Raw genomic sequence first — 20,113 nt, forward strand, 5'->3', positions numbered from 1 at the left:
TGCCCCGGACCGGACCCCGCCGGACCCCACCGGATCACCCGCGTCGACCCGTACCACCCCGGCGCTACTCCGTGCCGATCGCCCGCAGGACGTCCAGGCGGGCCGCACGTGCCGCCGGTCTGATGCCCGCGAGCGCTCCCGCCGCCAGGCCCACCGCCGCGACCACCGCGAGGCCGATCGGCTCCACCGCGAACGCGAAGGCGCTGTCGCCCGCCCCGTCGAAGGCGCGGACCAGGACCCAGCCGAGGAAGGTGCCCAGGGCGAGGCCGCCGGTCGTGCCGAACGCGGCGATCAGGGTGGACTCCCAGCGGACCATGGCCCGTGACTGCGGCCGGGTCTGGCCGACCGCGCGGAGCAGGCCGAGTTCACGGGTGCGTTCATGGACCGCCAGGGTGAGGGTGTTGGCGATGCCCAGCAGGGCGATCAGCACGGCGAGCGCGAGCAGCGCGTAGACCAGGGTGAGCATCATGTCGATACCGCCCGCCGAGGAGCGGGCGTACGCGTCACGGGTCTGCACCTCGGGGTCGCCGAGGCGCCGCGCGACCCGTTCCACGGCGGCGGTGCCCGTGGCCGGGTCGACCCCGGCGGCGAAGGAGACCGCGACGAGGGTGTCGGCGTCCTGGGTGCGGTGCGGGGCCCAGGCGGCGCGGGTGACGAGGTAGTCCCCGGCGAGTGCGGACCGTTCGTAGACCGCGCGGACGGTGAAGGTCCGGCGGGTGCCGTCGGCGAAGGCGAGCCGGAGCGTGTCGCCGGTGGTGACCCGCTCGCGGTCCGCCTCGCTCGCGGTGAGCGCGATGCCGTCGGTGCCGAGCGCGCCCAGGTCGCCGTGGACCGTGCCGAGGTCGAGGACCCGGGCGAGGGCGGCCGGGTCGGTGACGGTGAGCGCGCGTCCGGCGCCGTTCACCTCGGCGACCCCGCGGCCCAGCCCGACGGCGGTGTCGACCTGCGGCAGCCGGGCGATCTCGGGCGCGAGCCGTGGGCTCAGCCCGCTGCCGCCCGCGCCGAACCCGGGCGTGCCGATGGCCACGTCCCCGGCGAAGGACCGGGAGACGGTCCGGTCCATGGTGGCCTTCAGCGAGGCGCCGAACACCGTGAACAGGGACACCACCGCGACACCGATCATCAGGGCGCTCGCGGTGGCGGCGGTCCGCCGGGGGTTGCGCAGGGCGTTGCGGCGGGCGAGTCCGCCGGTGACCCCGCGCAGCCGGACCAGCGGCGCGCCGAGCACCCGCAGCGCCGTACGGGCGGCGACCGGGCCGAGCACCACGGACGCGGCCAGGGCGAGCACGGCGCCCGTCCCGGCCAGCCACACGGAGGGCGTGACCAGGACACCGGCCAGGGCGGCGGCCAGGGCGAGGGCCAGCAGACCGGCCCCGGCGGCGGTGCGGGCGCGGGCGGTGCCCGAGGTGTCGACGGCGCTCTCGCGCAGCGCGGCCAGCGGCGCGGTACGGCCCGCGCGGAGGGCGGGCAGCAGGGCGGAGCCCACACAGACCACGACACCGACGGCCAGGGGCAGGGCGAGCGACAGCGCGCCGATCACCAGCGTGCCCTCGGGGAACGGGAAACCGACCGCCGGGAACAGCGCCTGGAGTCCGGCCGCGACCCCGACGCCGCCCGCGAGCCCGGCGAGGGACGCGGTGACGGCGACGGCGGTGGCCTCGGCCAGCGTCATCACGGTGATCTGGCGGCGGGCCGCGCCGAGCGCCCGCAGCAGGGCGTTCTCACGGGTGCGCTGGGCGACCACGATCGCCAGGGTGTTGTGGATGGAGAAGGTCGCGACCAGCAGCGCCACCCCGGAGAACACCAGCAGGAACGTGGTGAAGACGCCGAGGAACTGGCCGGAGACCTGCTCGGTGTTCTCCTCGGCCAGCCGCTGACCGGTGACGGCCTCGGTGCCGGACGGCAGCACCGCCGCCAGCCGTCGCACCAGCGTGTCCTGGCCGACCCCGGCCGCCGCCCGGACCCGGATGCCGGTCGCCTCGCCGGGCCGTGCGGTGAGATACCGCTGGGCGTCGGCGAGGGTCATCCCGGTGTAGGTGGTCCGGGCCATGCCGTCCGCTCCGGCGAAGGAGGCGAGTCCCACGACGGTGACCTCGACCGGCTCGGGGGTGCGCAGCACGGTCCGGTCGCCGATCCGCAGGCCGCCGCGTGCGGCGGTGCCCTCGTTGACGACGACCTCGCCGGACCGCTCCGGGGCGCGTCCCCCGGTCAGCCGGTAGGGGTTGAGAGCGGGGTCGGTGATCCAGTTCCCGGCCAGGGTCGGGGGTCCGTTCCCGCCGACGGGACGGCCGTCGGAGCCGAGGAGCTGGCCCGCGCCCTCGACGCTGGGCACGGCCGCCGCCACGCCCGGCACCCGGGCCACGGTCGCCGCCAGCGCGGCCGGCACGGGCCGCCGTACGCCCTGGGAGTCGTCCGGGGTGGTGAGGGCGTCGGCGCCGCGCACCACCGCGTCCGTGCCGCTGGTGGCGGTGGTGAAGAGGGTGTCGAAGCTCGCTCTGAGCGTGTCGCCCATGACGAGGGTCCCGGCGAGGAAGGACACCCCGAGGAAGACGGCGAGGAAGGTCCCCGCGAAGCGCCGCCGGTGGGCGCGCAGGGAGGCCAGACCGAGCCGCAGGGAGGCGTTCATGAGCGCACCTCGAACGCGGCCATCCGGTCGAGGACCTTGTCGGTGCTCGGGGCCGGCATCCGGTCGACGAGACGTCCGTCGGCGAGGAAGACCACCTCGTCGGCGTGGGCGGCGGCGACCGGGTCGTGGGTGACCATGACGACCGTACGGCCCATGGTGCGCACCGCGCGGCCGAGCAGGCCGAGGACCTCCTCGCCGGAGCGGGAGTCGAGGTTGCCGGTGGGCTCGTCGGCGAAGACGACGTCCGGGCGGGCGGCGAACGCCCGTGCCACCGCGACCCGTTGCTGCTGTCCGCCGGAGAGTTCCGCGGGCCGGTGGGCGAGCCGGTCGCGCAGTCCGACGACGTCGATCAGGGCGTCGGTCCACTCCGGGTCGCCGCGGCGGCCCGCGAGGTCCAGCGGCAGGGTGATGTTCTCGGCGACGGTGAGCGTGGGCACCAGGTTGAACGCCTGGAACACGAAGCCGACACGGTCCCGGCGCAGCAGGGTCAGACGGCGGTCGTCCAGGGTGCCCAGCTCGGTCCCGCCGATCCAGGCGGTGCCCGAGCCGAGCGTGTCGAGTCCGGCCGCGCAGTGCATCAGCGTGGACTTGCCCGAGCCCGAGGGCCCCATGATCGCGGTGAACCGTCCGGCCGGGAAGGCGACGGTCACCCCGTCGAGGGCCCGCACCTCGGTGTCACCGCGCCCGTACACCTTCACGGCGTCCACGACACGGGCGGCGGCGGTGACCGGAGCGGGCCGGTCGGCCGGGGTCGTCATCACAGGCCGCCCTTGCCGCTCGTCCGGCCGAACTGCTCGTCCAGCACGGACAGCCGCCGCCAGTACTCGTCCTCGTCGATCTCGCCGGAGGCGAAACGGCGGCCCAGGACGGCGATCGGGGAGTCACCGGCGGGCCGGGTGTCATGACGCCCGTACGGTCCGGGCCCGCCGCGCCGCCCCCACCGGCCGGTGCGCCGTGCCACCCCGACGACGCCGATCACCACGGCCGCCCAGATCAGCGGGAACAGGAGTATCCAGGGGCCGGGTCCGCCGCCGCCCCAGGCTGCGAGGGTCTGCATCGTCGTCATCTCCCAAGGTCGGTCGGGCCGGTGTCCATGGACCGGCCCCGATGCCTTGAGCCTCGCTCCGGAGGGGGCACCGGGGCGTCGTACGGTCAGCGGCCGTGCGGGTACGTCCCGGGGAGTACGGGCGGGAGGGAGGGCTGCTTCCCGGGGGGTCGGGCGGGGGTGTTCGCGCGGGTGGCGCGGGTCGTTCGCGCAGGTGGCGCCAGGCGTGCGGGCTCAGGCAGCGGGACGCGGGCGGCGACGCGGAGCCACTGCGAGGTGGCAGCGCCGTGGCACGCACCCGCGACGGCGGCACAGGACACGCGTCCTCGACGACGGCCCCTACGACATTCGCCCCGCGACCACGGCCCTACGACACGCAGCGTGCGACGGCGGCGCCAGGACACGCGCCCCGCGACGACGGTCCTAGGACACGCGCCCCGCAACGACGGTCCCAGGACACGCGCCCCGCAACGACGGCCCTACGACACGCGCCCCGCGACCGCGGTCCCAGGACACGCGCCCGCAACGGCGGCGTTGCGGCACGCCCGCGTGAGTGTGCGTCCCCGTCTGCTCGCGGACGCGATCAGGCGGCGGTCGCCAGTGCCGTCAGGGGATCGTCCAGCACCGGCTGCCAGGCCAGTTCGGCGGCGCCGACCAGGCTGTTGTGGTCCAGGGTGCAGGGCAGGATCGGGACGACCCCGCTGCGGCCCCACAGGCTGCGGTCGGCCACCACCGCGCGGAGCCGGTCCGGGGCGGCGCGCAGCAGGGTGCGGTGGAGTCCGCCGAGGATGATCCGGTCCGGGTTGAGGATGTTGACCAGTCCGGCGAGACCGAAGCCGAGCCGGTCGACGAGGGTCTCGACGGCGTGCCGGACACCGGGATCGGCGGGCTCGTCGCGGATCGCCTCGTTGGCCTGCTGGAGCAGGGACACCACGGGGCCCGGCGTACGGCCAGCGGCGGTGAGGAAGGCCAGCGGGTCGGCCTCCACGTCCAGGCAGCCCCGGCTGCCGCAGTGACAGGGGCGGCCCGCGGGGTTCACGGTGAGATGGCCGACTTCGAGGGCCAGGCCCGCGCTGCCGGTGTGCAGCCGCCCGTCCAGCACCAGGGCGCCGCCGACCCCCCGGTGTCCGGTGGCCACGCACAGCAGGTCGCGCGCGCCGCGCCCGGCGCCGTGCCGGTGCTCGGCGAGGGCGGCGAGATTGACGTCGTTGGCGGCGAACGCGGGCCCGGTGATCCCGGCGGCCCGTACCTGTTCGGCGAAGATCTCCCGCACCGGCGACCCGGCGGGCCAGGCCAGATGCAGCGGGTTGAGGGCGAGTCCCTCGGGTTCGGCGACGGCGGACGGCACGGCGAGCCCGGCGCCCACGCAGCGCCGCCCCGTCTCACGCAGCAGCGCGGCGCCCGCCTCGACGACCGAGCCGAGCACTTTCGCCGGGTCGGCGTCGACGGCCTCGCAGCCCGGAGCGGTGGCGATCATCCGGCCGCCGAGACCGACCAGCGCGGCCCGGAACCCGTCGGCGTGCACCTGGGCGGCGAGCGCCACCGGGCCGTCCTCGGCGAGTTCGAGGCGGTGCGAGGGGCGGCCCTGGGAACCGGCGGCGGCCGTCGGACGGGCGTCGACCCGGATCAGGCCGAGCGCCTCCAGCTCGGCGGCGACGGCACCGGCGGTGGCGCGGGTGACGCCGAGTTCGGCGGTGAGCACCGCGCGGGTGGGCGCCCGTCCGGTGTGCACCAGCTCCAGCGCGGGGCCGAGAGCGCCGCGCCCCCGGTCCAGCCGCGTTCTCGACGTGGGCCCTTCCCCCGGCCGCCGGGGGTGCGCTGTGCCGCTCATGAGAGCGAGTCTCCCATGATCCGCCGACCGGCCGATGGGTTGCGGCCGACCTCCGGCGCGCGGGGTGGTGTTCCGGCGACCGGTCAGGGTGGCGCCGTCGGGGGTGATCCGGCGGGCTCCCTCCCCCACCGGGCCTGAGCTGCGGTTCCGCTAGCCTTGGCGGCGATGGACGACCGTATGACAACGCCGTGGGGGACGTTCGCGCTGTCGCGCTTCCCCGAGGACCCGCGTGACCGGCTGCGTGCCTGGGACGCCGCCGACGCGTATCTGCTGCGCGAGCTGGCGGCGCGCGAGACCCCGTTGACGGGTCAGGTGGTGGTGGCCGGTGACCGCTGGGGCGCGCTGGTCGGCGCGCTCGCGGCGCACGGGCCGACCCAGATCACGGACTCGTTCCTGGCGCAGGAGGCGACCCGGGCCAATCTCGCCCGCGCCGGGGTCCGGCCGGGCACGGTCCGGCTGCTGACCACGCAGGACCCGCCGCCGGACCGGATCGACGTACTGCTGGTGCGGGTGCCGAAGAGCCTGGCGCTGCTGGAGGACCTGCTGCTGCGGCTGGCGCCCGCGCTGCACGGGGAGTCGGTGGTGATCGGCGCCGGGATGGTCAAGGAGATCCACACCTCGACGCTCAGGCTGTTCGAGCGGGTGCTCGGGCCGACCCGCACCTCGCTCGCCGAGCAGAAGGCCCGGCTGATCTTCTGCACACCGGAGCCGGACCGGGCCCGGCCCCGCAATCCATGGCCGCACCGGTACGCCCTTCCGGACGGGATCGGCCCGGCGTCGGGGCGCACGGTGGTCAACCACGCGGGGGTCTTCTGCGCCGAGCGGCTGGACATCGGCACCCGCTTCCTCCTCGCGCACCTCCCGGACACCCGGGGGGTCCGCCGGGTGGTGGACCTGGGCTGCGGCAACGGCGTGGTCGGTACGTCGGTGGCGCTGGCGAACCCGGACGCCGAGGTGCTGTTCGTGGACGAGTCGTACCAGGCGGTGGCGTCGGCGGAGGCCACGTACAAGGCGAACGGGGTGCCGGGGCACGCCGAGTTCCGGGTCGGGGACGGGGTCGCGGGGGTGGCCTCCGAGAGCGCGGACCTGGTGCTGAACAATCCGCCGTTCCACACCCACCAGGCGACCACCGACGCCACGGCGTGGCGGATGTTCACCGGGGCGCGGCGGGTGCTGCGGCCGGGCGGGGCGCTGTATGTGGTGGGCAACCGCCATCTCGGGTACCACACGAAGCTGAAGCGGGTGTTCGGCAACAGCGCGGTGGTGGCGAGCGACCCGAAGTTCGTGGTGCTGCGGGCGGTACGGCGATAGCGGTGGCGTACCGGCCGCGTGCGGCCCCACGCCGGTGGCCGTGACGTACCGGCCGCGTGCGGCCCCACGCCGGTGGCCGTGGCATACCGGCCGCCTCCGGCCCCACGCCGGTGGCCGTGGCGTACCGGCCGCTCGCGGGCGTCCCGTCGGGAGCCGTGGGACACCGGTCGCCACCAGGTCTTCAGGCGGTCCCGTCTCCTCCCGACGCCCCAGGGTCCAGGACTCCGAGGATCGCCGCCACCGTCCGCACCATCGCCTCCCGGCCCACCGCCAGGTAGGTGCGGGAGTCGACGGCCCGTGGATGGGCGGCGAGGTACTCACGGATCGCGGCCGTCATCGCGGCGTTGAGGGCCGTGCCCACGTTGACCTTGCTGATGCCGCCCGCGACGGCGGCGGTGAGTTCCGCGTCCGGGACGCCGGAGGAGCCGTGCAGCACCAGCGGTACGTCGAGAGCGGCGGCCAGCGACTTCAGCAGGGCGTGGTCGAGGGCGGCGGTGCGCTCGGTCATGGCGTGCGTGGTGCCTACGGCGACCGCGAGCGCGTCCACCCCGCTGTCCGCGACGAAGGCCCGCGCCTCGCGGGGGTCGGTCCGGGCGCCCGGCGCGTGGGCGTCCAGCGCCGGGGCGCCGTGCTTGCCGCCGACCTGGCCCAGTTCGGCCTCCACCCACAGCCCCTGGGCGTGCGCCCAGTCGGCGGCGGCCCGGGTGGCGGCGAGGTTCTCGCCGTAGGGCAGCCGTGAGGCGTCGTACATCACCGAGGAGAAGCCCGCGTCCGGCGCCTGGCGCAGCAGCCGGTCGCTGACCACATGATCGAGATGCAGGGCGACGGGGACGGCGGCCCGCTCGGCGGCGGCGACGGCGGCGCGGGCCAGCGGCAGCAGCCGGCCGTAGCGGAACGCGACGGCGTTCTCGCTGACCTGGAGCACGACGGGCCGGTCGGCCAGCTCGGCGCCGGAGATCACGGCCTCGACATGCTCCAGGGTGATGACGTTGAAGGCGCCGACGGCACCGCGGGCGGCGGCGGACCGGGCGACGAGGTCACCGGTGGTGGTCAGGGGCACGGCGGGGTCCCTTCCGGGCGGCGGGGTGAGGGGGGGAGGAGCGGGAGGTGGGCGATCGGCCTGTCGCCCACCTCCCGGGTGACCGGGCGCGGTCAGCAGGTACCGAGGATCACCGGACGGTCAGCAGATACCGAGGATCGCCGGACGGTCAGGACGTACCGAGGATCACCGAGCGGGTCAGGTGGCGTGGGCTGTCCGGGTCAAGACCGCGCGCGGCGGCCACGGCGACGGCCAGCCGCTGGGCGCGGACCAGTTCGGCGAGCGGGTCGAGGCGGTCGCCCGGCACCCAGTGTCCGCCGGTGGCCCGGACCTGGTCGGCGAGTCCGTCCGGCGCCGCGCCGAACATCCAGGTGGCGCGGTTCTCGGCGGTGATGCTGATGGGACCGTGGCGGTACTCCATCGCCGGGTACGCCTCCGTCCAGGACAGGGACGCCTCGCGCATCTTGAGGGCGGCCTCCTGGGCGAGGCCGACGGTCCAGCCACGGCCGAGGAAGGTGAACTGGTCGCAGTCCACGAGCCCTTCGGGCAGGGGGTCGGTGAGGGCGGTGCGGGCGTCGGCGACGGCCTGGGCGGGGTGGGCGCCGAGGTGGGCGCGGAGCAGGGTGAGGGCGGTGGTGGCGAACCGGGTCTGCACGACCGAGCGTTCGTCGGCGAAGTCCAGCACGACCAGGTCGTCGGCGGTGGCCATGACGGGCGTGGCGGGGTCGGCGGTGACGGCGGTGGTGCGGGTCCGGCCGCGCAGGGCGGCGAGCAGGTCGAGGACCTCGGTGGTGGTGCCGGAGCGGGTGAGGGCGACGACCCGGTCGTAGGCGCGTCCGGTGGGGAACTCGGAGGCGGCGAAGGCGTCGGTCTCGCCCGCGCCGGTGCTCTCGCGCAGGGCGGCGACCGCCTGGGCCATGAAGTAGGAGGTGCCGCAGCCGACCACCGCGACCCGTTCGCCGGGCGCCGGGAGGGCGGCGCGGTGGGCGGGGGCCAGTTCCACGGCGCGCTGCCAGCACTCCGGCTGGCTGCTCAGCTCGTCCTCGACATGCGTCATGCCCGAACTCCTCCTGATGCCGTACCGGCGTACCGGCGTATACCGACCAAGAACCGAAGATGCTTGTTCTTGCAAGATAGCGTGCGCTTTCAAGCATCATCAAGCATTCCGGGAGGTTGGTTCCCGGCGACTGCGCTAGGGTCGCCGAAAGATCGGTACATGCGTGGTGGGAGGTGCGGATGTCACGCGACGCCCGCTGGAAGGCGCTGCTGGAACTCCTGGTCGAACGCGGCCGACTGGACGTCGAGGAGGCCGCCGCCGCGCTGGAGGTGTCGGCCGCCACCATCCGCCGTGACTTCGATCAGCTCGCCGAGCAGCAGATGCTGGTGCGCACCCGGGGCGGCGCGGTGGTGCACGGGGTCTCCTACGAGTTGCCGCTGCGGTACAAGACCGCCCGGCGCGCCCCGGAGAAGCAGCGGATCGCCAAGGCGGTGGCGGAACTGGTCGCGCCCGGCGAGGCGGTGGGCCTGACCGGCGGCACCACCACCACGGAGGTGGCCCGCGCGCTGGCGGTGCGCGGCGATCTCACCTCCGCCACTCCGGCGCTCACGGTGGTCACCAACGCGCTGAACATCGCCAATGAGCTGGCCGTCCGCCCACAGTTCAAGATCGTGGTGACCGGCGGGGTGGCACGCGCCCAGTCGTACGAGCTGATCGGGCCGCTGACCGACGGGGTGCTGGCGCAGGTGACGCTGGATGTGGCGGTGCTCGGCGTGGTCGCCTTCGACGTGACGCACGGGGCGGCGGCGCACGACGAGGCGGAGGCGGCGGTGAACCGGCTGCTGTGCGAGCGGGCCGAGCGGGTGGTGGTGGCCGCCGACTCCAGCAAGCTGGGCCGCCGGGCGTTCGCCCGGATCTGCCCGGCGGAGTCGGTGGACACACTGGTCACGGACACGGCGGTGGACGACGGGACGGTACGGCGGTTCGAGGACGCCGGGGTGGCGGTGATCGCGGTCTGACCAGCCGGACCCCTTCCAGGGCCGAGCCTGACCGCCCCGTACCCCCTCTGGACCCGAGCCCCGACCAGCCCGTACCCCTGAGGGACCCAAGCCCCGACCGACCCGTACCCCTGACGGTCGACGCCTGACCGCCCCGTACCCCTCAGGGCCCGCCCCTGACCGCCCCGTCCCCCGTCATGACCCCGCCCCCCGATCGACCCGTACCCCCTCAGGACCCAAGTCCGACCGGTCCGTATCTCCCCTCAGGGCCTAAGCTGGAACAGCCGTTCCCCGCCCTGTGCCGGAGCGGTGCTCCGCTACCCGCCGAGGGAGGCTGCGATGGCCGGTACAGCGAGCGGGACGCCGTCCAGCGGTCCGGCCGGAGGCCAGGGGAACGGCGGCGCCGAGACCCCCACCTCCCCCGACGCCCCCGGCTCCCGCTATGTGCCCATCTCCGAGCACGGGCTGATCGGCGATCTGCGCAGTGTCGCCCTGGTCGGCACGGACGGCACCATCGACTGGTACTGCTGCCCCTCCTTCGACGCGCCGAGCGTCTTCGCGGCGATCCTGGACGAGGAGCGCGGCGGCTGCTTCGAGCTGACGGCGCTTGGCACGGCCCGTACCAAGCAGTTCTACTTCCCCGACACCAATGTGCTGATCACCCGGTTCTTCTCCGAGGACGGGGTCGGCGAGGTGCAGGACTTCATGCCGGTCGGCGGCCCCGCGGCGGACGCCGACCGGCACCGGCTGATCCGGCGGGTGCTCTGCGTCCGGGGCACGGTCGCCTTCCGCGCCCTGGTCGCCCCGCGCTTCGACTACGGCTCCCGCCCGCACACCCTGCGGATGGAGGACGGCACGGCGGTCTTCGCCTGTGAGCCGCTGTCGCTGGCGCTCACCTCCACGGTCCCGCTGGAGGCGGACGGCGCCGATGTGCGCGCCGAGTTCAAGCTCTCCGAGGGCGAGTCGGCGGTACTGGCGCTGGACCAGCTCGGCGCGGGGCTGCCGCCCCGGCACTGCGCGGGCAGCGAGGCCGCGGCGCAGTTCGAGACGACCGTCGCCTACTGGCGGCGCTGGCTGTCGCAGTCGAGGTACCGGGGCCGCTGGCGGGAGATGGTGCACCGCTCGGCGCTCACCCTGAAGCTGCTCACCTACGCCCCGACCGGCGCGATCGTCGCCGCCCCCACCACCAGCCTGCCCGAGCAGATCGGCGGCGAGCGCAACTGGGACTACCGCTATGTATGGGTGCGCGACGCCGCGTTCGCCGTGTACGCGCTGCTGCGGCTGGGCTTCGCGGACGAGGCCGGGGCGTTCATGGAGTTCGTCACCCGGCACATCACCCCCGGCGACGGCCGCACCTCGGGACCGCTCCAGATCCTGTACGGCATCGACGGCCGCACCGAGCTGCCCGAGCGGGAACTCGGCCATCTGTCGGGCCACCTCGGCTCGGCGCCGGTCCGGATCGGCAACGCCGCCGCCGACCAGCTCCAGCTTGACATCTACGGGGCGCTGATCGACTCGATCTACCTCTACGACAAGTGGGCCACGCCGATCTCCAGCGCCCAGTGGGACGACGTGTGCGCGCTGGTGGACTGGGTGTGCGCGCACTGGGACCAGCCCGACGAGGGCATCTGGGAGACCCGGGGCGGACGCAAGAACTTCCTGTACTCCCGGCTGATGTGCTGGGTGGCGATCGAGCGGGCCATCCGGATGGCCACCAAGCGGGGGCTGCCCGCCGATCACGCCCGCTGGCAGCAGGTCCGGGACACCATCTACCGGCGGATCATGACCCATGGCTGGTCGGAGCGGCGACAGGCGTTCGTGCAGTACGAGGGCGGGGAGGTGCTGGACGCGTCCGTGCTGATGATGCCGCTGGCCAAGTTCATCGCCCCCACCGACCCCAAGTGGCTCTCCACGCTGGACGCGCTCGGCCACGACCTGGTCTCCGACTCCCTGGTCTACCGCTACGACCCGGTGGCCAGCCCCGACGGACTCCGCGGCGACGAGGGCACGTTCTCCATCTGCTCGTTCTGGTACGTGGAGGCGCTGGTGCACGCCGGACGGGTGGACGAGGCCCGGCTCGCCTTCGAGAAGATGCTGACCTACGCCAACCACCTCGGCCTGTACGCGGAGGAGATCAGCCACACCGGCGAGCAGCAGGGCAACTTCCCGCAGGCGTTCACCCACTTCGCGCTGATCAGCGCCGCGTTCAATCTGGACCGCGCGCTCGGCTGACCTCCACGCCCCCGTCCCTCCCCACCACCCTTCCTGGAGCCCCCGTTGACGCCTTCCCTCACCCTCACGCAGGCCCGGCTGGGCCCCGGCGGTCCGCTGGGCGCGCTGCGGATCGCGGACGGCCGGATCACCGCGCTCGGCCCGGACATCACCGGCGACGGCGGCCCCGTTCGGGACCTCGACGGGCGGACCGTGCTGCCGGGGCTGTGGGACGCGCATGTGCATCTGGCGCAGTGGGCGAGTGTGCGGCACCGGCTGGACCTGGCGGGCGCCGGGTCCGCGCGGGAGGTGGCCGACGCGGTGCGGGAGCGGGCGGCGAGGTCAGGGGCCGACCCGGTGGTCGGGTACGGCTTCCGGGACGGACTGTGGCCGGACGTGCCGCACAAGTCGCTGCTGGACGCGGTGTGTCCGGACCGGGCGGTGGCGCTGGTCAGCGGGGATCTGCACGCCGCCTGGTTCAACTCGGCGGGCCTCGCGCTGGTCGGGCGGGCCGGGCATCCGACGGGGCTGCTGCGGGAGGGGGACGCCTTCGAGGCGGTGTCGGCGCTGCCCGAGGTGGCCGACGAGGTGCTGGACCGGTGGATCGCCGAGGCGTGCGAGGCCGCCGCCGCGCGCGGGGTGAGCGGGGTCGTCGACTTCCACATCGCCGACAACGTCACCGACTGGACCCGGCGCGCGGCCGTCCATCGCCCGGCGGTCCGGGTGGACACGGCGGTCTATCCGGCGTACCTGGACGAGGTCCTGGCGCGCGGGCTGCGCACCGGCGACCGGCTGCCCGGCACCGCCGGACCGGTCCGGCTCGGCCCGCTGAAGCTGTTCACCGACGGCTCCCTGAACACCCGTACCGCCCTGTGCTGCGACCCGTACCCGGGCCGGGAGGGGACGGCCGGGGCGTACGGGGTGGAGGAGACGCCGTACGACGAACTCGTGCGGCTGATGCGGCGGGCCGCCGAGCACGGGATCACGCCCGCCGTGCACGCGATCGGCGACCGGGCCAACACCCGGGCGCTGGACGCGTTCGCTGAGGTCGGCTGCCCCGGCCGGATCGAGCACGCGCAACTGCTGACGGCGGCGGACGTGGCGCGGTTCGCGGCGCTGGGGGTGACGGCGGGGGTGCAGCCCGCGCACGCGCCGGACGACCGGGACGTCGCCGACCGGCACTGGGCGGGGCGCACCGCACGTGCCTTCGCGTACGGCGATCTGCTCGCGGCGGGCGCCCAGCTGGAGTTCGGCTCGGACGCCCCGGTGTCGCCGCTGGACCCGTGGGCCGGGATCGCGGCGGCGGTGTACCGCACGGCCGACGGGCGTCCCGCCTGGCATCCGGAGCAGTGCGTGCCGGTCCGGGACGCGCTCACGGCGTCGGCCCGGGGGCGGGCGGCGCTCGCCGTGGGGGACATGGCGGACCTGGTGGTGGTGGACGTGGACCCGCTGAAGGCGGACGCGGCGACGCTGCGCGCGATGCCGGTGCACGCGACGATGACGGACGGGCGGTTCACGTACGGGCCGTAGTCGTGTGGCACGGGCGGGGACTTGGGGCGGCCTCCCCTCCGGCGCCCGGTTATGGCTAAGGTAAGCCTTACCTTGCAGTGCCGGGTCGGCACTGTCGCGCCGGAGGGGAGAACACGTCATGCGTGTCGCCATGTTCGGGTACCAGACCTGGGGCCATCGCACGCTCCAGGCCCTGCTGGACTCCGACCACGAGACCGTCCTCGTCGTCACCCACCCCAGGAGCGAACACGCCTACGAGAAGATCTGGGACGACTCGGTCGCCGAACTCGCCGAGAAGCACGGCATCCCGGTCCTGCTGCGCAACCGCCCCGACGACCCGGAACTCCTCGACGCGCTGCGGGAGGCCCGGCCGGACATCATCGTCGCCAACAACTGGCGCACCCATCTGCCCGAGGAGGTCTTCGCCCTCCCGCCGCACGGCACCCTGAACGTCCATGACTCGCTGCTGCCGTCCTACGCCGGGTTCTCCCCGCTGATCTGGGCGCTGATCAACGGCGAGGACCGGGTCGGGGTGACCGCACACAGGATGAACGGCGAACTCGACGCCGGGGACATCCTGAGCCAGCGGTCCGTGCCGGTCGGACCGGCGGACACCGCGACCGATCTGTTCCACCGGACGGTCGATCTGATCGCCCCGCTGGTCCGCGAGTCCCTCGACCTGATCGCCACCGGCCAGGACACCGGGCGCTGGCTGCCCCAGGACCGCTCCAAGGCGAGCTTCTTCCACAAGCGGTCCGCGGAGGACAGCCGGATCGACTGGACCTGGCCCGCCGAACGCCTGGAGCGCCTGGTGCGCGCCCAGTCCGACCCGTACCCGAACGCGTACGCCTTCCACAAGGGACAGCGGCTGCGGATCGTGTCGGCGGCGGTCTCCGAGGGCCGGTACGGCGGCACCCCGGGCCGGATCTTCATCCGCGAGGGCGACGGCGTGGTGATCGTGGCGGGCGCCGACGCGTACGCGGGCCGCTGCCGGGGGCTGCTGGTCCGGCGGGTCCGTACGGACGACGGCACGGAGTACGCGGCGGGCGACTACTTCCGCACGATGGGCGGGTACCTCACGTCACGCCCCTGAGACGGGAGGTCGGGGCGCGGGAGGTCGACGCGGGGTGCGCGGAGGGCGTGCGGGGCACGGAGGGCGTTCGGGGCGCGGAGGGCTACATCCGCAGTACTCTGCCTGTAGTGATCCGCATGGGTGGATCACGGTGGATCAGCCGTCGTCGGGGCCCCGCGCCGGGCGACCGCGCGAAGACCGGAGTACCCGCATGGTGCGCAGCAACCCGCAGCGACGAGCCGCCCTCGTCGACGCCGCGATCGAGGTACTGGCCCAGGAAGGCGCCCGGGGGCTGACCTTCCGCTCGGTGGACACCGAGGCGGGGGTGCCGCCGGGCACCGCGTCCAACTACTTCGCCAACCGGGACGAGTTGCTCACCCAGGCGGGGGCCCGGGTCTACGAGCGGCTCGTGCCGGACGACGAGACCATCGCCCGGCAGCGCGCCGCGGGCCGGGACCGAGTGGCGTACGCCGGGCTGATGCGGGAGCTGGTCGGGCGGGTCAGCGGGTTCCGCAGCGGCTATCTCGCCCTGCTGGAACTGCGTCTGGAGGCCACCCGGCGCCCAGAGCTGCGCAAGATCCTCACCGAGCGGGTGCGCGCCGATCTCGACGCCAATGTCACCTACCACCTGGGGTCGGGCCTGCCCGGCGACGCCACCGCCGTCCAGCTTCTCTATCTCGCCCTGAACTGGCTGATCGTGGAGCAGCTCACCCTGCCGGACGTGCTGTCACCGGCGGAGCGGGAGCGGCTGGTGACGGCGGCGGTGGAGCGGATCGTGACGGAGTGAGGGGTCCTGTGCTGCGCGCCGGGCCGGTGGTCTGACGGAGTGAGGCGTGCTCCTACCCGCCGGGCCGGACGTCCGCCCCACGTCCTGGGGTCGTCGCCCGGCCGTACGCGGGAGCGCCCAGCAGCGCCACGGCGGACGCCAGCAGCAGGGTCAGCTCCAGGGAGTGGCCGGCCGTCGTCCCGGCGACGGCGGCGCCCACGGCGAACCCGGTGAGTTTGAGGCTGGCGCCGGTGGTGAAGACCTGCGCGCGCAGCCGTTCCGGCGCCTCCCGGTGCCGTATCGCGAACAGCGCGGTCAGTTGGGGTCCTTCGCCGATACCGGCCAGCACGGCGGCGGCGATCAGCAGCGCCGGGTGACCGCCCGCGGCCAGGGCGAGAGCGAGCGCCTGGACCAGGGCACCGGCCCGGACCAGGGCGTCGGGCCCGGCGGCGATCCGTACGCGGGCGAGGACCGCGTTGGCGGCGAGCGCGGCCACCGCCGCGCAGACCAGCAGGAAGGCGCCCTGTCCGGCGCCGCCGAACGCCCGCTCCCCGAACAGCGGGACACAGGCGGTGAACATGCCCTGCGCGGCGCAGCAGACGACGGAGGCGAAGGTGGCGCGGGCGAGCGAGGGGCTGCGCCGCACCTGGCGGGCTCCGGCGAGGAGGTCGGCGGTCAGCGGGGAGACGGGGCCGTTCCGGGGGGCGGTCCGTGCCGGGAGCCGCCATGCCACCGGTGCCGCCGCCGCGATCAGGGCCGCCGCGAGCACCACCGCCGCCGGTGCGCCCAGTGCCCCGGCGGTCAGCCCGGCGAGGGCCGGGCCCGCCAGCGCGGCCGTGCCGAAGGTCATCGCGTCCAGGGCGTTGGCCCGGACGAGGGCCGTGCCCGGGGCGACCCGGGGCAGTTGGGCCGTCCAGCCACCGGACAGGGCGGGCCCGAACAGCCCGGCGGCGACGGCCAGCGGTACGACGGCCGCCAGGGGCAGCCGCCCGAGCGCGGCGAGGACGAGCAGCAGTCCGGTGCCGTACAGGGCGAGGGCGTGGCCGAGCAGTCGGCCCGGCCGGGTGGTCCGGTCGAGCAGGGCGCCCAGGACGGGGCCGCCGACGGCCGCCGCGACGGTGCTCCCGGCGAGCAGCAGCGACGCCAGGGCCGTGGACCCGGTCACGGCGTACCCGGCGAGCAGCAGCGCCGGGCCGGACATCTCGTCCCCCGTCCTGGCGGTCACCGCACCCACCAGATAGCCCCCGAGGGCGTGACGCGATCTCATGGCCGGGACGCTACGGAAGTAACGGAATCATGCGCAATATGCGTTACATTCGCGGAGTGCCCTCCCCCGCCGAGAACGCCGAGAACGCCGAGAACGCCGAGAACGCCGTGAGTACCGGGAACATCCGGGACGCCGACTGGTCCACCCGGCACTCCGTGCTGGCCATGGCCCGCCGCACCGCCGCCCTGCTCAACGTCCTCTCCGTCGACCCGCCGTCGCCGGACGCGGTGGCCGCCGTGCTGCGCGACCACGGCGAGGACGTGCCGTCGACGCCGACCCCGGCGGACGTCGAGGAGATGCGGTCGGCCGCCGCACTGCTGCGGGAGGTGTTCGCGGCACGGGACGTGGACGAGGGGGCCGCCGTGCTGAACCGGCTGCTGCGGGAGCACACCGGCCCGCTGCGGCTGACCGCGCACGGCGGGGCCACTCCCTGGCATCCGCATCTCGACCGGGACGACGACGGGCCGTTCGGCGCCTGGCTGCTGGCGTCGTCCTGTCTGGCGCTGACCGTGCTGCTCTGGGACCACCAGCGGCTGCCGGGCCGGGTCTGCGCCTCGCCGTCCTGCACCGATGTGTTCATCGCCCACGGCAGCGGGCCGGACCGCCGCTACTGCTCCCGGCGCTGCGCCACCCGCGAACGGGTCGCCGCGCATCGCCGGGCGTTGGCGGGGTCCGACTGACGACGGGGACGGGCGCGGTCAGACTCCGTCTCCGCCTCTCCGGCGTATACGGCATACGCGGCTCACCCCGCGAGGACGACGACGACCGGCCCGTCCGTGCCCGCGTGGTCCAGGACCCGGCGCGCGCCCTCCAGCCCGGCGGCGGCGGGCGGGAGCGTGAGATCGGCGACCTCCCCGGCGGTCCGCGCACCGGCGCCCGGCCGTTCCACCACGGCGAGCCGGGCGCCCGGCCCCGCGCCGCCGGGACGGCACGACTGCCGCAGATGACGTCCGACACCGGTCGTGGTGTCGCCGTCCGGCATCACGATCCACGCCACCGACGGCACCTCGGCGAGGATCTCCGCGCCGAGGCTGTGGGGGCCGGACCAGTCGAGCGCGTCGGGCAGCCGGTGCCGGTGGTCCAGGAAGTGCCCGCCCACCCGCTCCGCCAGCTCCCGCGCGGCGAGCGGGGACGCGGCGGTACGGCAGCGCCCGCCCCGCCGGGTGATCGCCCGCGCCTCGGCGGGGCCGGGTGGCGCCGGGAGGACGGCGGTGCAGTCGAGGCCGAGCAGCCGGGCGAAGTACGCCTGGGCGAGGGCCATACCGCCGCCCGCGGTGTCGAAGAGCGGGGTGTCCCGGTCGATCCGGCCCTCACGGAGGGCGTCCAGCAGCAGATCCCGGGCGGGCCCGTGCTCGGCGGTGCCGCTGGGGCGGCGCGACTCGTCCTTCAGCCAGACCCGCGCGCCCGGCCGTCCCGGCAGCGGGACGCGGTCCAGGGGCGTGGGCGGTTCGCAGGCGCGGTCCGCCAGCAGCAGGTCGATCGCCCGGCGCGCCCAGACGCTCGGGGACTTCTCACCGTGTTCATGTGCCATTCCCGATCCCTTCATCCGGCTTCGATGCTAGAGGGAGGAAATGCCGCAATCGGCGGGATTCACCGGGAAGTTGGGCGGGCGGGGATGAGCTGACGCACAGGTGTCCGAAGCGGGCGTCCCATGAGGTCGGCTCACATCAGGGGCACTCTCGCGAACCGGGACGCGATGTGCAGATCGGACTCGACGGCCGTGGCCGTGGCGCGCAGCTCCGGGAGGAGGTCGGCGACGCACTGGCCGGAGGTGCGGCGGCTGCTGTGCATGGTGACGCTGAGCGCGGCGAGCGGGATGCCGTGGCGGTCGTGGACCGGGACCGCGAGGGAGCGCAGCCCCTCCTCCAACTCCTCGTCGACCAGGGCGAAGCCCTCGGCACCGACCTGGTCGAGGACGGCCGCGAGATCGGCGGCGCCGGTGACCGTACGGGCGGTGAGCGGGTCGCGGGCCTCCGGCGGGCCGAGCCGGGCGGCGCGCTCACCGGACGGCAGGGCGGCGAGCAGGACCCGCCCGGCGGAGGTGGCGTACGCGGGCAGCCGGGAGCCGACCGCGATGTCGACGTCCATGATCCGGCCGGTGCCGACCCAGGCGGTGTACTGGACCTCGGCGCCGGTGAGCACGGCGAGCGCGGTGGAGTCCCGGACGCGTCCGGCGAGGGCGGCGAGATGGGGCCGGGCGACCCGGGTGAGGGTGGTCCGGGACAACGGCGGGAAGCCGAGGCCGAGGACCCGGGGAGTGAGCCGGAAGACCCCGTCGCGGCTGGTGACACAGCCGAGGTGGTCGAGGGTGAGCAGGGCGCGGCGGGCGGTGGCGCGGGCCAGTCCGGTGGCCTCGGCGACGGCGGTGAGACCGAGGGCGGCACGGCCCTCGCCGAAGGCGGTGAGCACGGTGAGGCCGCGGGCCAGCGACTCCACGAACTCCCGGCCCAGTTCCTGCTTGGAGGCGCCGGTCCAGGCGGCCAGCGCGGTCGGGCGGTCCGGGGGTTCGGGGGGCGCGGCGGTGGCGAGCGCGTGCTCCATGGCGGTGACGGCGGTGCGCAGCCGGGGCAGCAGGGTGGTGCGCAGGGAGTCCGCGCTGTGCCGGCTGGTGTGGCTGACGACGCTGGCCACACAGGCGATCTCGCCGTCCGGGGCGCGTACGGGCACCGCCAGGGCGACCAGGCCCGGCTCGATGAGCTGGTCGTCCAGCGCCCAACCGGCGCTCCGGACCCGCTCGACCGCCGCCTCGAACGCGCTGTCGGGCGTGGGGTGCGGGCGGGGCGGTACGGCGGAGAAGCCCCGGTCGTCGGGGTCGGCGGCGCGGCGGGCGCGCCAGCGGTGCCAGTCCTCGGCGCTCCACCCGGTGGCCAGCAGCGGGCCGGGCGCGGTGCGTTCGGCGGGCAGCAGATCGCCGATGCGGAAGCTGAGGGAGAGGGCGCGGCGGCGGGTGGCCTGATGGAGGAAGCGGATGCCGTCGCCGTCGGCCACGGCGAGGGACACCGACTCGTCGAGGGCGTCGGCGAGGGCGTCGGCGTGCGCGCCGAGCAGATCGGGCAGCCGCAGGGCGGCGAGATAGGCGTTGCCCAGCTCCATCAGCCGGGGGGCGAGCACGACGTCCCGGCCGTCGAGGCGGACGTAGCCCATGCGGGCGAGGGTGGCGGCGATCCGGTCGACGGTGGAGCGGGCGAGCCCCGTGGAACGCTCCAGGTCGCCGAGGCCCGCCCGACCGTCGGCGTCGGTGAGCCGCCGCAGCACGGTGATCCCCCGCAGGAGGGGGGCGACGGCCTCCGGCGGGGGCGGGACGACCGGGGAACCGTTGACAGGCCCGTCGGCCGGGCGCACACTCGCATCCATAGCGACCATTGTGAACTATTTTTCACCAGACGAACAGCCTGTGAGCGAACACTCTTTGAGCGAACAGCCTTTTGGCGAACAGCCCTC

At 75.0% G+C, this 20,113-nt stretch carries 16 protein-coding genes; 7 read left to right on the top strand and 9 right to left on the bottom strand.

Features of this window, described 5'->3' with window-relative positions; translation table 11 throughout:
* Positions 1-64: 64 nt before the first annotated feature.
* From AB0D49_RS23315 to AB0D49_RS23330, 4 genes are all read right to left on the bottom strand, one after another.
* The gene (locus AB0D49_RS23315; RefSeq protein WP_362760503.1) at positions 65-2,626 is read right to left on the bottom strand and encodes an FtsX-like permease family protein; all 2,562 of its coding nucleotides are present in this window, start codon (positions 2,624-2,626) and stop codon (positions 65-67) included.
* The gene (locus tag AB0D49_RS23320) at positions 2,623-3,384 is read right to left on the bottom strand and encodes an ABC transporter ATP-binding protein (protein ID WP_362760506.1); all 762 of its coding nucleotides are present in this window, start codon (positions 3,382-3,384) and stop codon (positions 2,623-2,625) included. Before AB0D49_RS23320 ends, AB0D49_RS23315 begins: the two co-directional genes overlap by 4 nt.
* A complete protein-coding gene (locus tag AB0D49_RS23325; RefSeq protein WP_362760509.1) occupies positions 3,384-3,683 on the bottom strand; it encodes an SHOCT domain-containing protein in 300 nt (99 codons plus the stop codon). The genes AB0D49_RS23320 and AB0D49_RS23325 overlap by 1 nt, the downstream gene beginning before the upstream one ends.
* 571 nt (positions 3,684-4,254) lie before the next feature.
* Positions 4,255-5,502 carry an ROK family protein gene (locus AB0D49_RS23330; protein ID WP_362760511.1) on the bottom strand — a complete coding sequence of 416 codons (1,248 nt, stop codon included), beginning with the start codon at positions 5,500-5,502 and terminating at the stop codon, positions 4,255-4,257.
* A gap of 177 nt (positions 5,503-5,679) precedes the next feature.
* Between AB0D49_RS23330 and AB0D49_RS23335 the strand changes: the two genes are divergently transcribed.
* Positions 5,680-6,813 carry a methyltransferase gene (locus AB0D49_RS23335; protein WP_362760514.1) on the top strand — a complete coding sequence of 378 codons (1,134 nt, stop codon included), beginning with the start codon at positions 5,680-5,682 and terminating at the stop codon, positions 6,811-6,813.
* 181 nt (positions 6,814-6,994) lie between these two features.
* Here the strand turns inward: AB0D49_RS23335 and AB0D49_RS23340 are convergent, their stop codons facing one another.
* Both AB0D49_RS23340 and AB0D49_RS23345 read right to left on the bottom strand, forming a co-directional pair.
* Positions 6,995-7,873: a ketose-bisphosphate aldolase gene (locus tag AB0D49_RS23340; RefSeq protein ID WP_362760517.1), complete on the bottom strand. Its 879-nt coding sequence runs from the start codon at positions 7,871-7,873 to the stop codon at positions 6,995-6,997.
* Between the two features lie 148 nt (positions 7,874-8,021).
* A complete protein-coding gene (locus tag AB0D49_RS23345; protein WP_362760520.1) occupies positions 8,022-8,909 on the bottom strand; it encodes an SIS domain-containing protein in 888 nt (295 codons plus the stop codon).
* Between the two features lie 179 nt (positions 8,910-9,088).
* Between AB0D49_RS23345 and AB0D49_RS23350 the strand changes: the two genes are divergently transcribed.
* The 5 genes from AB0D49_RS23350 to AB0D49_RS23370 all read left to right on the top strand — a co-directional run bounded on the left by AB0D49_RS23350 (position 9,089) and on the right by AB0D49_RS23370 (position 15,426).
* Positions 9,089-9,868 carry a DeoR/GlpR family DNA-binding transcription regulator gene (locus AB0D49_RS23350; protein ID WP_362760523.1) on the top strand — a complete coding sequence of 260 codons (780 nt, stop codon included), beginning with the start codon at positions 9,089-9,091 and terminating at the stop codon, positions 9,866-9,868.
* Positions 9,869-10,186: 318 nt separating this feature from the next.
* A complete protein-coding gene (locus AB0D49_RS23355; RefSeq protein WP_362760526.1) occupies positions 10,187-12,079 on the top strand; it encodes a glycoside hydrolase family 15 protein in 1,893 nt (630 codons plus the stop codon).
* 45 nt (positions 12,080-12,124) lie between these two features.
* Positions 12,125-13,588, top strand: coding sequence for an amidohydrolase (locus tag AB0D49_RS23360; protein WP_362760529.1), 1,464 nt, complete (start codon positions 12,125-12,127; stop codon positions 13,586-13,588).
* Between the two features lie 118 nt (positions 13,589-13,706).
* Positions 13,707-14,660, top strand: a complete 954-nt coding sequence (locus AB0D49_RS23365; RefSeq protein WP_362760531.1) for a methionyl-tRNA formyltransferase — start codon at positions 13,707-13,709, stop codon at positions 14,658-14,660.
* Between the two features lie 190 nt (positions 14,661-14,850).
* On the top strand, positions 14,851-15,426 hold the full coding sequence (locus AB0D49_RS23370; protein WP_362760534.1) for a TetR family transcriptional regulator: 576 nt from the start codon (positions 14,851-14,853) through the stop codon (positions 15,424-15,426).
* Positions 15,427-15,478: 52 nt separating this feature from the next.
* Here AB0D49_RS23370 and AB0D49_RS23375 read toward each other — a convergent pair whose 3' ends face one another.
* Positions 15,479-16,672: an MFS transporter gene (locus AB0D49_RS23375; protein ID WP_362760537.1), complete on the bottom strand. Its 1,194-nt coding sequence runs from the start codon at positions 16,670-16,672 to the stop codon at positions 15,479-15,481.
* Positions 16,673-16,836: 164 nt separating this feature from the next.
* Here AB0D49_RS23375 and AB0D49_RS23380 point away from each other — a divergent pair, with 164 nt between their 5' ends.
* Positions 16,837-17,352: a CGNR zinc finger domain-containing protein gene (locus AB0D49_RS23380; protein ID WP_362760865.1), complete on the top strand. Its 516-nt coding sequence runs from the start codon at positions 16,837-16,839 to the stop codon at positions 17,350-17,352.
* Positions 17,353-17,414: 62 nt separating this feature from the next.
* Here the strand turns inward: AB0D49_RS23380 and AB0D49_RS23385 are convergent, their stop codons facing one another.
* Together AB0D49_RS23385 and AB0D49_RS23390 are read right to left on the bottom strand one after the other, a co-directional pair.
* Positions 17,415-18,203 carry a pyridoxal-phosphate dependent enzyme gene (locus AB0D49_RS23385; protein ID WP_362760540.1) on the bottom strand — a complete coding sequence of 263 codons (789 nt, stop codon included), beginning with the start codon at positions 18,201-18,203 and terminating at the stop codon, positions 17,415-17,417.
* Positions 18,204-18,334: 131 nt separating this feature from the next.
* Positions 18,335-20,026 carry an IclR family transcriptional regulator C-terminal domain-containing protein gene (locus tag AB0D49_RS23390; protein WP_362760543.1) on the bottom strand — a complete coding sequence of 564 codons (1,692 nt, stop codon included), beginning with the start codon at positions 20,024-20,026 and terminating at the stop codon, positions 18,335-18,337.
* Positions 20,027-20,113: the final 87 nt, after the last annotated feature.

The organism is Streptomyces sp. NPDC048290 (assembly GCF_040652095.1).
Lineage (GTDB): Bacteria > Actinomycetota > Actinomycetes > Streptomycetales > Streptomycetaceae > Streptomyces.

Excerpts from the sequence above, each read along its gene's own strand:
- AB0D49_RS23315 (WP_362760503.1), bottom strand. The coding sequence starts at position 2,626 with ATGAACGCCTCCCTGCGGCTCGGTCTGGCCTCCCTGCGCGCCCACCGG.
- AB0D49_RS23335 (WP_362760514.1), top strand. The coding sequence starts at position 5,680 with ATGACAACGCCGTGGGGGACGTTCGCGCTGTCGCGCTTCCCCGAGGAC.
- AB0D49_RS23325 (WP_362760509.1), bottom strand. The coding sequence starts at position 3,683 with ATGCAGACCCTCGCAGCCTGGGGCGGCGGCGGACCCGGCCCCTGGATA.
- AB0D49_RS23350 (WP_362760523.1), top strand. The coding sequence starts at position 9,089 with ATGTCACGCGACGCCCGCTGGAAGGCGCTGCTGGAACTCCTGGTCGAA.
- AB0D49_RS23345 (WP_362760520.1), bottom strand. The coding sequence starts at position 8,909 with ATGACGCATGTCGAGGACGAGCTGAGCAGCCAGCCGGAGTGCTGGCAG.
- AB0D49_RS23330 (WP_362760511.1), bottom strand. The coding sequence starts at position 5,502 with ATGAGCGGCACAGCGCACCCCCGGCGGCCGGGGGAAGGGCCCACGTCG.
- AB0D49_RS23385 (WP_362760540.1), bottom strand. The coding sequence starts at position 18,203 with ATGGCACATGAACACGGTGAGAAGTCCCCGAGCGTCTGGGCGCGCCGG.
- AB0D49_RS23355 (WP_362760526.1), top strand. The coding sequence starts at position 10,187 with ATGGCCGGTACAGCGAGCGGGACGCCGTCCAGCGGTCCGGCCGGAGGC.
- AB0D49_RS23320 (WP_362760506.1), bottom strand. The coding sequence starts at position 3,384 with ATGACGACCCCGGCCGACCGGCCCGCTCCGGTCACCGCCGCCGCCCGT.
- AB0D49_RS23390 (WP_362760543.1), bottom strand. The coding sequence starts at position 20,026 with ATGGATGCGAGTGTGCGCCCGGCCGACGGGCCTGTCAACGGTTCCCCG.
- AB0D49_RS23370 (WP_362760534.1), top strand. The coding sequence starts at position 14,851 with ATGGTGCGCAGCAACCCGCAGCGACGAGCCGCCCTCGTCGACGCCGCG.
- AB0D49_RS23375 (WP_362760537.1), bottom strand. The coding sequence starts at position 16,672 with ATGAGATCGCGTCACGCCCTCGGGGGCTATCTGGTGGGTGCGGTGACC.
- AB0D49_RS23380 (WP_362760865.1), top strand. The coding sequence starts at position 16,837 with ATGGCCCGCCGCACCGCCGCCCTGCTCAACGTCCTCTCCGTCGACCCG.
- AB0D49_RS23365 (WP_362760531.1), top strand. The coding sequence starts at position 13,707 with ATGCGTGTCGCCATGTTCGGGTACCAGACCTGGGGCCATCGCACGCTC.